A 13,471-nucleotide genomic window follows, 5' to 3' on the forward strand; every position below is an offset into this window, starting at 1 on the left:
TAACGGAGGCCAGCATTTTCGTTTTTCAGGAAAGTGCAACTTGCGCTGTCTCTGTCGGCTCCGGCCTGACATGAGTGACGCGGTTGCTAGAAAGGATGGCCATGTTTGAGCTGAGCCTGCTGTGCCCCGAAGACCGGGTCGAAACCATTAGCGATGCGCTGGATGCCCTCGATGCATTGAGCGTGTCCGTCGAAGATGCCGATGCGCAGACCGAAGCCGAGCAGGCGCTGTTCGGCGAGCCTGGCATGCCCGCACCCAAGGAAGGCTGGAGCCGTAGTCGCGTGATCGCTCTCTACCCCAGCGAGGCTGCGGCCACCGAGGCGCGCGAGCTGCTGCAGCTGCAGGACTTCTTCGAAGGCTGCAAGATTTTGGCCGTCAAGCCCGTGCCCGAGCAGGACTGGGTGCGTCTGACGCAGTCGCAGTTCGAGCCTGTGGACATCACGCCTGAGTTCTGGATCGTGCCCACCTGGCATGAATTGCCCGAGCAGGCCAAGGTCAGCATTCGCCTGGACCCCGGTCTGGCTTTCGGCACCGGCACCCATCCCACCACCCGCATGTGCCTGCGCTGGATTGCACGCCAGCCCAAGGAAAATCTGGGACGCACGCTGGACTATGGCTGCGGCTCGGGCATCTTGGCCATCGGTGCAGCCAAGTTCGGCGCGACCGATGTCGATGCAGTGGACATCGATCCCGCCGCCGTGGAATCGACCAACTACAACAGCAGCGCCAACCATGTGGAGATCAAGGCCGGTCTGCCCGATGCGGCCGACGGCGAGTACCAGACCGTGCTGGCCAATATCCTGGCCACGCCGCTCAAGGTGCTGGCTCCGCTGCTGTGCGGCCGTGTGCAGGCCGGTGGCAATCTGGTGCTGGCCGGCATTCTGGAGCGTCAGGCCGATGAGCTGAAAGAGGCTTATGCGCCCCACCTCAAGCTCGAAGTGGCCGATAGCGAGGACGGCTGGATTCTCATGACCGCCCGGCGCGCGGCCTGATTGCGAGACAGACCCGCCGCCAGCAGGTGTGTGGGTGGTTGCTGCCTACAATGACATCTTGATGAGCCAAGTCACCCGTTGCCCTTCCTGTGGAACCCGCTTCAAAGTGGTTGCCGACCAGCTGCGTATCTCGCAGGGCTGGGTGCGCTGCGGGATGTGCCAAAGCGTCTTTGATGCCTCGCAGGATTTGCAGTCCGTGCCCGACGAGCTGCTGCAGCCGGAAGCAGCTGATGTGCCGCAGAAGCCGCCCGTGCCGGAAATACAGCCGACGCAGGCTGGCGAACGGGCGCCGGCCTGGCCGCAGCAGGATGCCGCAGATTCTGCGCCGGCCGCTCCCGCCTTCGATGCGCACAAGGCTGAGGCCTTGCTGGATTCGGATTCGGATTCGGATTCGGATTCGGATTCGGATTCGGATTCGGATTCGGTGGACGCTGCGCCGACTGTGGCTCAGGCCGCAGAAGCCGCACCGGCAGCAGAGCCTGCCGATGTGGTTTCCGAACCCGAGCTGTCCGGGTCCATGCCCGGGATGGTGGATGCACAGCCGTCGTTTGTCGATCAGGCGCGTTCTCTGGCTGAAGAGGGTGCAGCGGCGCTCCGGCAAGATCCTCATCCGGATGCAAGGCAGTCCGAAGGCGGGCTGGAAGCTGGTGATAGTCCCGCGCCCGCCGAGCCGGCGCTGGAGCCAGAGCTGCGGGCTTTGCCGCCGCCTGGCGAGGCCCTGATGCCCGAGGCGGCGCAGGACGTCGAGGATGAGGCCCGGGTCGAGGCCGTCTCGAAAGAGGCGCTGCTGCACGCCGATATCGGCGCTATACAACCTGCCAGGGACCGGGCGCAAGCTGTCACGGATACGGATACGGATACGGATACGGATACGGATACGGATACGGATCAGGATGAGGCTGCTGCTGCCCTTGCTGGCGATGAGCCGGGCTTTGTGCGCCAGGCCCGTCGCCAGGCCTTCTGGCACTCGGCAGGCATGCGTGTGGCGCTGGTGCTGGGTTCGCTGGCGGCCGTAGCCGGTGTCGTCGGACAGCATGCCTGGCAGCAGCGCGATGTGCTGGCTGCGCAGTATCCGGCGCTGGCTCCCTTGCTGGCCAAGACCTGCGCTCTGGCAGGCTGCGAGCTGCAGGCCCGCCGCGCGATTGCCGATGTGGTGATCAGCGGCTCGGGCTTCAAGCAGCTTGCCGATGCCCATCAGTACCAGTGGAGCCTGACCCTGGAGAATCGCTCCGATGTGCCGGTGGCCATGCCCATGGCCGAGCTGACCTTGACCGATGCACAGGACAGGCCTTTGCTGCGCCGAGTGATCGACCTCAAGCCTCTGGGGGCCCCGCAGCAGCTGCAAGCCCGCCAGGAGTGGAGCGTCAATGTGCCTGTGCAAGTGCAGGATCTTGGCGCTGCCGTGGCGGGTTATCGGGCCCTGGTTTTCTATCCCTAATACGGCTTGCGCAAATTCGGATTAGGCGGGGCGTCTTGTTAATAGAAATGCCCGTTGTACATCCTTGTTGGCGCAAGTCACCCTTCATTCATTTCTGAAAGAGAACGCATCATGGCCGCTTTGATCTGTGGGTCGCTGGCATTCGACAACATCATGACCTTTGAAGGTCGTTTTGCCGACCAGATTCTTCCCGATCAGCTGCACATCCTCAATGTGTCGTTTCTGGTGCCCACGCTGCGCCGCGATTTTGGTGGCTGCGCCGGTAATATTGCCTACAGCCTGAAGCTGCTCGGTGGCGATGCTCATCCCATGGCCATGGTGGGCAGCGACGGTGCGGACTATGTGCAGCGCTTCAAGGATCTGGGTATTGAGACCCGTCATGTGGGTCAGCTGCAGAGCACGCATACGGCGCAGTGCATGATCATGACCGATCGTGACAACAACCAGATCACGGCTTTCCACCCAGGCGCCATGATGCAGGCGCACGAGAACCGCATCACGGCCGACATGGCTGCCGATATCAAGATCGGCATTGTTGCTCCCGATGGCCGTCAAGCCATGATGGAGCACGCCGCCCAGTTCAAGGCTGCAGGCATTCCTTTTGTGTTCGATCCCGGTCAGGGCCTGCCCATGTTCAATGGTGACGAGCTCAAGGCCTTTATCGAGCAGGCCGACTGGGTGGCAGTGAACGACTATGAAGGCAAGATGCTCAGCGAGCGCACAGGCCTGAGCTTTGAGGAGATTTCGCGCAAGGTGCGCGGCCTGGTCGTGACACTGGGCGCCGAAGGCTGCGAAGTCTGGCAGCAGGGTGAAAAGACACTGGTTGCTTCGGTGAAGCCCGCTGCCGTGGTCGATCCCACAGGTTGCGGCGATGCCTGGCGTGGCGCGTTCCTGTTTGGCCTGGAGCGTGGTTGGGATCTGCTGCGTTGCGCCGAACTGGGAAACCGCATGGGGGCGCTCAAGGTGGCGCATCGCGGCCCGCAGAACTATCAGCTGGACTTCCAGCCCTGATGAGGTGCCAGTGCCTTGAGGGCACTGATATCGGCACTGAATCAGGCATGTAAAAAAGCCCGACTCTCGTAAGAGAGTTCGGGCTTTTTTATGGCGTGCAGGTCAGCGAACCGATCAGGGCTTGTTACCTGTGGGGAAGGGCCAGGCGGCTTGAGGTGCCAGGCGGGTCTGTGCCACGGGTGCGGTGGTTTCGGTGACGGCGGCAGGGGCAGGTGCAGGTGCGGCAGCTTTCTTGGGGGCAGCCTTCTTGGGTGCAGCCTTTGCAGGAGCAGCGGTCTTTGCAGGAGCAGCAGCGGCCTTGGCAGCAGTTGCAGTCTTCTTGGGTGCAGCGGCCTTGGCAGCAGTTGCAGCCTTCTTGGGTGCAGCGGCCTTGGCAGCAGTTGCAGCCTTCTTGGGTGCAGCGGCCTTGGCAGCAGTTGCAGCCTTCTTGGGCGCAGCAGCCTTGGCAGCAGTTGCAGCCTTCTTGGGAGCGGCGGCCTTGGCAGCAGTTGCAGCCTTCTTGGGTGCAGCAGCCTTGGCAGCAGTTGCAGCCTTCTTGGGGGCGGCGGCCTTGGCAGCAGTTGCAGCCTTCTTGGGGGCAGCAGCCTTGGCAGTCGTTGCAGCCTTCTTGGGGGCAGCAGCCTTGGCAGCGGTTGCAGCCTTTGCAGGAGCAGCGGCCTTGGCAGCAGTTGCAGCTTTCTTAGTTGCAGCCTTTGCAGGAGCAGCGGCCTTGGCAGCGGTTGCAGCCTTCTTGGGTGCAGCCTTTGCAGGAGCAGCGGCCTTGGCAGCAGTTGCAGCCTTCTTGGGTGCAGCCTTTGCAGGAGCAGCGGCCTTGGCAGCGGTTGCAGCCTTCTTGGGGGCAGCCTTTGCAGGAGCAGCGGCCTTGGCAGCGGTTGCAGCCTTCTTGGGTGCAGCCTTTGCAGGAGCAGCCTTGGCAGCGGTTGCAGCCTTCTTGGGTGCAGCCTTTGCAGGAGCAGCAGCCTTGGCAGCGGTTGCAGCCTTCTTGGGTGCAGCCTTTGCAGGAGCAGCAGCCTTGGCAGCAGTTGCAGCCTTCTTGGGTGCAGCCTTTGCAGGAGCAGCGGCCTTGGGGGCGGCAGTCTTGGTTGCAGCTGTTTTCTTCACAGCTTCAGCCTTGGGCGCGGCCGCCTTCTTGGCAGGGGTCTTTTTTTCGGTTGTGGCCTTGGCGGCCGTCTTCTTCGCAGTTGCCATCATTTTCTCCTTCGTTGATTTGCATAAGACGTCCGGCTCTTTGCAGTGCCGGACGATTCAAAGCGATGTGGAGTTACGCATCGCTAGGAACACAAATTTGCTTCACGCCAAAAATCTCAGTTTTTTGTAGCAATGAAGTGAAGCAAGTCATGACTCGCATTGTGCCTGCTTAGAAGCAATTAATCCCAAGAAAGTGCGCCTCCGGTCTGATACTCGATCACTCGTGTCTCAAAGAAGTTACGTTCTTTCTTCAAATCGATCATTTCGCTCATCCAGGGGAAGGGATTTTCTTCACCGGGGAACAGTTCCTCCAGACCGATCTGCGTGGCGCGACGGTTGGCGATGTAGCGCAGATAGCCCTTGAACATGGATGCATTCATGCCCAGCACACCGCGTGGCATGGTGTCCTCGGCATAGCGATATTCGAGCTCCACAGCCCTCTGGAACAGCTCCGTGATTTCCTGCTTGAATTCGGCCGTCCACAGATGCGGGTTCTCGAGCTTGAGCTGGTTGATCAGATCGATGCCGAAGTTGCAGTGCATGGACTCGTCGCGCAGGATGTACTGGTACTGCTCGGCCGCGCCTGTCATCTTGTTCTGGCGGCCCAGGGCCAGGATCTGCGTGAAGCCCACGTAGAAGAACAGGCCTTCCATCAGGCAGGCAAAAACGATCAGCGACTTCAGCAGAGTCTGGTCGGTTTCGGGCGTGCCGGTGTTGAAGTTGGGGTCCATGATCGCTTCGATGAAGGGGATCAGGAACTCGTCCTTGTCGCGGATGGATTGGACTTCGTTGTAGGCGTTGAAGATTTCCGATTCATCCAGGCCCAGCGATTCAACGATGTACTGGTAGGCGTGAGTGTGGATGGCTTCTTCGAAGGCCTGGCGCAGCAGGAACTGGCGGCACTCGGGCGCCGTGATGTGGCGGTAGGTGCCCAGCACGATGTTGTTGGCGGCCAGCGAGTCGGCCGTCACAAAGAAGCCCAGATTGCGCTTGACGATGCGACGCTCGTCTTCGGTCAGACCGTTGGGGTCCTTCCACAGCGCGATGTCGCGCGTCATGTTCACTTCCTGCGGCATCCAGTGGTTGGCGCAGGTGGCCAGATACTTTTCCCAGGCCCACTTGTACTTGAAGGGAACCAGCTGGTTCACGTCGGTCTTGGCGTTGATGATGCGCTTGTCGGCGGCATTCACGCGCTTGTGGGTGCTGGTGGACGCGCCGGCTTCTGCGCTGGTGGCGGAAGAGGCAAAGGTGTCGTCGTCAAAGCTCAGCATATTTATTCCTTGAAGGGCAAAAGCTGGGTGCAGTGCAATCGACATCCAGCTTCTCAATCATTTATTGGTGGAGTGGCGCCACTCAAATACTGGCGCACTCTAAAGCGAGAGACACCGAGGAAGCGCCGCCGCGCACCGAGGGTGTCGTCCCCCTCCCGCGAAGCGAGAGAGGGGGAAGGCGCGGGCCGCCGAGGCAAAGCGCCTCAGGGGGTGTTGCCAGTTACTGGCAGGCCTCGCAGCCCGGATCGTCAATCGCACAGAACTTGATGTCCGTGGCGGGTGCCTGGGCACGGGCAGCGGCAGCAGCGGCTTCCAGTGCGCTGAGCGCAGGCTTGGCAGCAGGTGCCTCCGACGCGGCAGGAGCGCCGGAGGACACTGCGTTCAGCACGCGGCTTTGCACGGTGGACTTTTCGATATTGGTCGCGCTGGTGGTGCGCAGGTAGTAGGTGGTCTTCAGACCGCGCAGCCAGGCCAGCATGTAGGTGTCGTGCAGCTTCTTGCCCGATGCACCGGCCATGTAGATGTTCAGGCTCTGGGCCTGGTCGATCCACTTCTGGCGGCGCGAGGCGGCTTCCACCAGCCATTCGGGCGAGACTTCAAACGCGGTGGCGTAGAGGTTCTTGATCTCTTGCGGCACGCGGTCGATGGCGCGCAGCGAGCCGTCGAAATGCTTGAGGTCCATGACCATCACGTCGTCCCACAGGCCCAGGCGCTTGAGGTCGCGCACCAGGTACTGGTTGATGACGGTGAATTCGCCAGACAGGTTGGACTTCACGGACAGGTTGCCGAACGAAGGCTCGATCGAGGCATCCACACCCACGATGTTGGAGATGGTGGCGGTGGGGGCAATGGCCACGCAGTTGGAGTTGCGCATGCCGTCCTGGGCGATCTTGGCGCGCAGGGCATCCCAGTCCAGCTTGGCCGAACGGTCCACTTCCACATAGCCGCCACGGGCCTTTTCCAGCAGCTTCAGGGTGTCGGGAGGCAGGATGCCCTGATCCCACAGCGAGCCCTTGAAGGTGGAGTAGGTGCCGCGTTCCTTGGACAGCTCGGTCGATGCCCAGTAAGCGTAGTAGCAGATGGCTTCCATGGCTTCGTCGGCGAACTCGACGGCGCCCTGGCTGGCGTAGGCGGTGCGCATTTCATACAGCGCATCCTGGAAACCCATCAGGCCCATGCCCACAGGGCGGTGGCGCAGATTGGAGTCCTTGGCCTTTTGCACGGCGTAGTAGTTGATGTCGATCACGTTGTCCAGCATGCGCATGGCCGTGTTCACGGTCTTGCGCAGCTTGTCGTGGTCGATCTTGCCGTCCTTGATGTGCTGGACCAGGTTCACCGAGCCCAGGTTGCAGACCGCAGTTTCGGTGTCGCTGGTGTTGAGCGTGATCTCGGTGCACAGGTTGGACGAGTGCACCACACCCACGTGCTGCTGGGGCGAGCGGATGTTGCAGGGGTCCTTGAAGGTGATCCAGGGATGGCCGGTCTCGAACAGCATCGAGAGCATCTTGCGCCACAGATCCACGGCCGGCACGCGCTTGAACAGCTTGAGCTCGCCGCTGTCGGTCTTGGCTTCATAGGCGGTATAGGCCTTCTCGAAGGCTTCGCCGTACAGGTCGTGCAGATCGGGTGCGTCGGCGGGCGAGAACAGGGTCCACTGGCCTGCTTCCATCACGCGCTTCATGAACAGGTCGGGAATCCAGTTCGCCGTGTTCATGTCGTGGGTGCGGCGGCGGTCGTCGCCGGTGTTCTTGCGCAGCTCCAGGAATTCTTCGATGTCCAGGTGCCAGGTTTCCAGATAGGTGCAGACAGCGCCCTTGCGCTTGCCGCCCTGGTTCACGGCGACGGCCGTGTCGTTGACCACCTTGAGGAAGGGAACCACGCCTTGCGATTCGCCGTTGGTGCCCTTGATGCGCGAGCCCAGGGCACGCACACGGGTCCAGTCATTGCCCAGGCCGCCGGCAAACTTGGACAGCAGAGCATTTTCCTTGATGGATTCGTAGATGCCGTCCAGGTCGTCGGGCACGGTGGTCAGGTAGCAGGACGACAGCTGCGAGCGCAGCGTGCCGCTGTTGAACAGCGTGGGAGTGGACGACATGAAGTCGAAGGACGACAGCAGCTCGTAGAACTCGATGGCACGGGCGTTGCGGTCGGGCTCGTTCAGCGCCAGGCCCATGGCCACGCGCATGAAGAAGGACTGGGGCAGCTCGATGCGGCTCTTGCGCACGTGCAGGAAGTAGCGGTCGTACAGGGTCTGCAGACCCAGGTAGTCGAACTGCTCGTCGCGCTCGGCCTTCAGGGCCTTGGCCAGACGGGGCAGGTCGTAGTTCAGCAGCTCGGGGTTGAGCAGCTCGTTGTCCACGCCTTTTTGCACAAAGCCGGGGAAGTAGTCGGCATAGGCGGCCTGCATTTCCGTGGGCTGCACGTCGCGGCCCATGACTTCGCGCACGATGGTGTGCAGCAGCAGGCGGGCGGTGACGTAGGTGTAGTCGGGGTCTTTTTCGATCAGCGTACGGGCGGCCAGGATGGATGCCTTGTAGACCTCGGCCAGGGGCACGCCGTCATACAGATTGCGCAGGGTCTCGGCCACGATGGGCGCGGACTGGATGTCGGCATTCAGATGGCGGCAGGAAGCGACGATCAGAGCCTCCAGGCGCTCCTGGTCCAGCGGCACGCGCTGGCCGTTGTCGGTCACATGCAGCACGGGCTTGGCGGCGGCAGCGGCGGCCACTTCGGCGACCTTCTTCTGCTCGGCACGCTCCTGGTTGCGGCGCTCGCGATACAGCACATAGGCGCGGGCCACGTCCTGGTGACCGGCGCGCATCAGGCCCAGTTCGACCTGGTCCTGCACATCTTCGATATGGAAGGTGCCGCCATCGGGGCGCGAGCGCACCAGTGCGCGCACCACGCCGTCGGTGAGTTCGTTGACGGTGTCGCGCACGCTGGCGGAAGCCGCGCCTTGCGCGCCGCGCACGGCCAGGAAAGCCTTGGTCAGGGCCACGGCAATCTTCTGGGGCGCGAAAGCCACCACATCGCCGCTGCGGCGGATGATCTGATAGCTGTCATTGGGGGAGGAAGAATTGGCTGCACCGGCAGGTGCGGCAGAAGGCAGTGAGTTCAACGCTTCTTGCATAAGTTCCTCTGAGTCAGTATGTGGATAGGCAGACAAAGGCCTGCACTGCTGGCAGGCCATCAAAAACACGATTCGGCGCCTCGGTTTACACATGGTTTGCACAGGGTATGCACAACTTGTAAACACTAGATATGGGGTCTGTGGCGCTTCAAAACACTACCGGTAGTGTATCGCGCTTAAATCCGAGCGACCTGATGAAACTACCGAATCTGGCATTTCGAGCGCCGCTTGACAGCCGCAAAAATGACTTCATCCCGCATGAATAAAGGCCTGTGGCGCGGTTGCGCGCGGCGGCAGATCGGGCCGGAAATATGTAAAAAATTTGCGTGTTTGATGCAGGCGACAGTTGTTGCGCGCGCGCCATTGACATGCCGTTTCGAAGCCCTGCAACGATGGATGTTTGGGATTCTCAAAATGAGGAGCGCATAGCGCCTGCCAGTAAAAGATTTCAGCTACGAATGTGTATGAAATCGAGTGCTGAAAGGCGGTAGGTGCTATGAAGATTTCAGGCTGCGCCTGAGGCTGAAGGACTGGGGGGGAATTGCCAGCTGCGCGTGCCGTCCGTGCTGCCCAGCTGCTGCTGCAGCCGCTGCCAGTCAAAGCCCGGGCCGGGGTCCTGCTTGCGCCCGGGCGCGACGTGCTCGTGTCCGGCGATGTAGTGCACGGGATAGTGCGCCGCGATGGCGATGCAAAGCTGCTGCAGAGCCTGGTACTGCGCAGCTTCAAAGCTCAGGCCTTCCAGGCCTTCGAGTTCGATGCCGATGGAGTCGTCGTTGCAGCGCTCGCGCCCGCGCCACTGGCTCACGCCGGCATGCCAGGCGCGGTCGTCGCAGCTGACGAACTGCCAGATCTCGCCATGACGCGTGATAAAGAAATGTGACGAGACTTCGAGGCCGCGAATACCCTGGTAATAAGGATGGGCGTCCCAGTCCAGCTGATTGGTGAACAACTGCTGCACCGCGCCTGTGCCGTACTGGCCCGGAGGCAGGCTGATGGAGTGGATGATGACGAGGTCGATCTGCGCGTCCCTGGGGCGAGTGCCGAAATTGGGAGATCTCAGCTGGCGTGCCGCACCATACCAGCCGGCCTGCCAAGGCTGCTGTGGCAGCGGCAAGGATGAAAAATGAGGAGCCGGATCAGACATTGTCGCTCTGGTGTTTGCTGCCTTCGGCCGGCAGGTCTATGCCCAGACGGTCGATGCGGTAGCGAATCTGGCGCAGGCTGATGCCAAGTCTGGCCGCCGTGGCTGTGCGGTTGAAGCCGTTGTCCTGAAGGGCTCTGACCAAAATGCTGCGCTCCTGCTGATCAAGCCAGCCTTGCAGATCTTCGGGCAGCGTGGCCGGACTGTCTGCGTGCCGAGCTTGCGGCTGCGGCGCACTCGATGCCCCAGCGTCCGAGAAGGCGGCTGCCGCCGCACCAGCGTCCTCGGTCGGCACGCCGGATTCGGGCAGACGCAGCGGGCCTTCCTCGCCCAGTGCAATGGCGCGGTGCAGCACGTTCTCCAGCTCGCGCACATTGCCTGCCAGCGGAAGCCTGGCGATCTGGCTGATGCTGATGTTGTCCAGCTCCGGCGTGGGCAGTCCGGACTCGCGGGCCAGCTTTTGCAGCAAAGCCTGGCATAGCTGGCCCAGGTCTTCACGGCGCTCGCGCAGCGCGGGCAGCTCGATTTCGATGACATTGAGACGGTAGAACAGGTCCTGGCGGAAATTGCCTGCCTGCACTTGCGCTCCCAGATCGCGGTGGGTGGCGCTGACGATGCGCACATCGACGGCTTCTTCCTGGGTGCTGCCCAGCGGACGAATCTTGCGCTCCTGAATGGCGCGCAGCAGCTTGGCCTGCATGGCCAGGGGCAGGTCTCCGATTTCATCGAGAAACAAGGTGCCGCCCTGTGCGGCCTGGAAGTAGCCGGGCCTGTCCTGCGTGGCACCGGTGTAGGAGCCCTTGCGCGCGCCGAAGAACTCGGCTTCGAGCAGGTTTTCCGGGATGGCACCGCAGTTGACCGCGACCATGGGACCGTCGGCCCGCTGGCTGCAGCCGTGCAGGGCGCGTGCCACCAGTTCCTTGCCCGTGCCCGATTCACCCTGAATCAGCACGGGAGCCATGCCTTTGGCGACCTTGACAATGCGCTGTTTGACCAGTTGCATGGCCTGAGACTGGCCAACCAGAGCCTCCAGTGCGCCAGGTTTCGCTCCCGCCCCTGTGCCGCTGGTTGGCGGGTTGCCGGGCTTGGGCACAGCGCCAATGCCTTGCACGGCCGATGCCACGACCTGGCGGAACTGGCGCAGGTCCACGGGCTTGGTCAGATAGTCGAACGCGCCCGCGCGCAGGGCCTCGACGGCGTTTTCGGCAGAGCCGTAGGCCGTCATGACGATGCAGCGCTCGCTGCGTGACTGCTCGCGCAGCAGCTGCAGCAGCTCCATGCCGATCCCGTCGGGCAGGCGCATATCGGTAATCAAGACATCGAAGTTGCGGCCTTGCAACTGAGCCATGCCTTCCTGGACCGAGCCCGCAGTTTCCACGCGGTAGCCTTCCCGCAGCAGGGTCAGCTCGTAGAGCGTGCGCAGATCCGGTTCATCATCGACCACGAGAATGCTGGCCGCTGAGGATGAGTGAGGCGAGGAGGTCACTGGGCTTACACCATGATCGAGTCAAACAGGGAGTGGCTTGCGAGGGATGAAGGGCCGCTGCGCAGAGTCACGATAAAGGCGTTGCCGTTCACATCGCCTTGCGGTGTGTTGCGAGCCAGGCGTTGATAGCTGATGGAGGCATCGTAGCGCTGGCACAGCTCGCGGCATATATAGAGTCCGAGGCCGCTGGAGCGGCTTTGAGAGGAGAAGAACGGCTCGAACAGATGGCGTTCGACGCTGGACTCCAGCGGTGCTCCATCACTCCAGACCATGAACCAGCAGGTGTCGTCCTGCGGTGCGAGACCCTGGATCTGACCGTTCAAGGGCCCGTAGCCGCTGATCAGCTGCAGGCCCGCTTCATTGCCGGCATGGCTGCGGTGGCGCTGGGCATTGTCCAGCAAGTTGATCAGCACGCGGCGCAGGTGCTCTTCATCGAACAGGATATGGCGGGCCGTTGCATTGAGCCGCAGCAGAAGCTGGCGCGGCGGGGCGGCCTGTATGCGCCATTCATGGCTGATCTGGGCCAGCAGGGTGTCCAGCGGCAGCGACTGGCCCTGATGGGTTTCTGCGCCCTGCTGCACGCGTGCCAGGTTGAGGATTTCTTCGGCGATGCGGGCCAGACGGTCGGCGTTCTGCCCCACGATGCGGCATAGCTGTTGCGGACCGGGCTGGCTCGCCAGGTCTTCGGCCAGCAGCGCATTGGCCTGGGTGATGGCAGCGAGCGGGTTGCGTATTTCATGCGCTACGGCAGCCGACATGCGGCCCATGGAGGCCAGCTTTTCGGTGCGCAGCTGCGCTTCCATCTCGCGCAGGTCGTGAAGAAACATGACGCAAAGCGAGTGGCTGGCTTGCGCCTGCGGACCCTCGTCCAGATAGGGCGCCGAAACCTCGGTGATGCGTGTGCGCACATGCATGCCGGTGGCACCGTGTCGTTCATGGGCCTGCAGGTGAATCGTCGCGGACAGCGGGCGGGCATGGGCAAAGCTCGCTTGTGTGGAATGCGCCAGTGGCTCCCACCAGCTATGGGCCTGCAGGGAAAAAGGCTGGGGATGATCTATGGGCAGGCCCAGCAGCTGCAATGCGGCCGGGTTGGCCTGCAGCACCTGCAAGCTTGAGTCGACCACCAGCACGCCGTCTGAGAAGTGGTTGATCACCAGGCTGTTGACCTGCTCCTGGGTCTGGGTGCGCAGGCGGTTGAACAGGGCCTGGGAACGCTCGCGTCGGACACGCTTGGCCAGCTCGTGCGTGAGATAGGCCACGCAGAAATAGCCGGCGCAGGAAAAAGCCGTCTGGTAGTAAGACTGGGCGTCGTCGTTGAGCCCGCCGTGGTATTGCCAGAAGGTGTAGGCCAGCGTCAGCAGCGTGATGCAGGCCGTGGTGCCAAAGGCCAGCATCAGTCCGCCCAGCGCCGAGGAGATCAGGACGGGAATGGCCAGCAGCGCGGTGTAGTTGAGCGAGCTGACCTGAAAGATCTGCAGCAAAAGGATCGCTGCAATGTCGACGCCGATCACGGGCAGCCATTGCAGGGCTGCGCGAGGCGCTGGCAAGTGGCGTCCGGCAGCCAGGCGCAGCACGATGGTCAGCGTCAGATAGCTGAAGCAGATCAGCCAGGCCAGGGGGGAGCTGATGCTCTGCAGCTGCAGATTCAGCGTCTGCAGCAGGACCAGCGCCAGCGCCAGCAGCACGCGGCCGCTGAGGAAGGCCTGCCACAGACGCACAAACGGGGCATTGAGGCTGGCGTCCGCGCGCCGGCTGATGGCTTCATCGAGTGGGATGGCGGTGTGCTGCCAGGGCGAGGCGGAGTTCACCATGCG

General features: G+C 62.4%; 9 protein-coding genes. 3 read left to right on the forward strand and 6 right to left on the reverse strand.

The features are described 5' to 3' along the window. Positions 1-101 precede the first annotated feature (101 nt). The 3 genes from prmA (at position 102) to QYQ99_RS16130 (ending at position 3,441) form a co-directional block, all read left to right on the forward strand. Entirely contained in the window at positions 102-992 is an 891-nt protein-coding gene (prmA, locus tag QYQ99_RS16120) for a 50S ribosomal protein L11 methyltransferase (protein WP_302089100.1), read from the forward strand. 61 nt (positions 993-1,053) lie between these two features. Continuing rightward, positions 1,054-2,430, forward strand: coding sequence for a zinc-ribbon and DUF3426 domain-containing protein (locus tag QYQ99_RS16125; RefSeq protein WP_302089101.1), 1,377 nt, complete (start codon positions 1,054-1,056; stop codon positions 2,428-2,430). Positions 2,431-2,541: 111 nt separating this feature from the next. Continuing rightward, complete coding sequence (locus tag QYQ99_RS16130; protein ID WP_302089102.1) at positions 2,542-3,441, forward strand: carbohydrate kinase family protein; 900 nt, start codon at positions 2,542-2,544, stop codon at positions 3,439-3,441. Positions 3,442-3,555: 114 nt separating this feature from the next. Here the strand turns inward: QYQ99_RS16130 and QYQ99_RS16135 are convergent, their stop codons facing one another. The 6 genes from QYQ99_RS16135 to QYQ99_RS16160 all read right to left on the reverse strand — a co-directional run bounded on the left by QYQ99_RS16135 (position 3,556) and on the right by QYQ99_RS16160 (position 13,468). Beyond that, positions 3,556-4,632, reverse strand: a complete 1,077-nt coding sequence (locus tag QYQ99_RS16135; protein WP_437439042.1) for a hypothetical protein — start codon at positions 4,630-4,632, stop codon at positions 3,556-3,558. A gap of 176 nt (positions 4,633-4,808) precedes the next feature. Then, on the reverse strand, positions 4,809-5,900 hold the full coding sequence (locus QYQ99_RS16140) for a ribonucleotide-diphosphate reductase subunit beta (protein ID WP_302089103.1): 1,092 nt from the start codon (positions 5,898-5,900) through the stop codon (positions 4,809-4,811). Positions 5,901-6,120: 220 nt separating this feature from the next. Further along, the gene (locus tag QYQ99_RS16145) at positions 6,121-9,030 is read right to left on the reverse strand and encodes a ribonucleoside-diphosphate reductase subunit alpha (protein ID WP_302089104.1); all 2,910 of its coding nucleotides are present in this window, start codon (positions 9,028-9,030) and stop codon (positions 6,121-6,123) included. A gap of 505 nt (positions 9,031-9,535) precedes the next feature. Next, the gene (gene ampD / locus QYQ99_RS16150; RefSeq protein WP_302089105.1) at positions 9,536-10,174 is read right to left on the reverse strand and encodes a 1,6-anhydro-N-acetylmuramyl-L-alanine amidase AmpD; all 639 of its coding nucleotides are present in this window, start codon (positions 10,172-10,174) and stop codon (positions 9,536-9,538) included. Further along, on the reverse strand, positions 10,167-11,615 hold the full coding sequence (locus QYQ99_RS16155) for a sigma-54-dependent transcriptional regulator (protein ID WP_302093193.1): 1,449 nt from the start codon (positions 11,613-11,615) through the stop codon (positions 10,167-10,169). Before QYQ99_RS16155 ends, ampD begins: the two co-directional genes overlap by 8 nt. Before the next feature lie 47 nt (positions 11,616-11,662). Beyond that, positions 11,663-13,468 carry a sensor histidine kinase gene (locus QYQ99_RS16160; RefSeq protein ID WP_302093194.1) on the reverse strand — a complete coding sequence of 602 codons (1,806 nt, stop codon included), beginning with the start codon at positions 13,466-13,468 and terminating at the stop codon, positions 11,663-11,665. Positions 13,469-13,471 lie beyond the last annotated feature (3 nt).

Origin of the sequence: Comamonas testosteroni (genome assembly GCF_030505195.1) — a bacterium.
GTDB lineage: Bacteria > Pseudomonadota > Gammaproteobacteria > Burkholderiales > Burkholderiaceae_C > Comamonas > Comamonas testosteroni_G.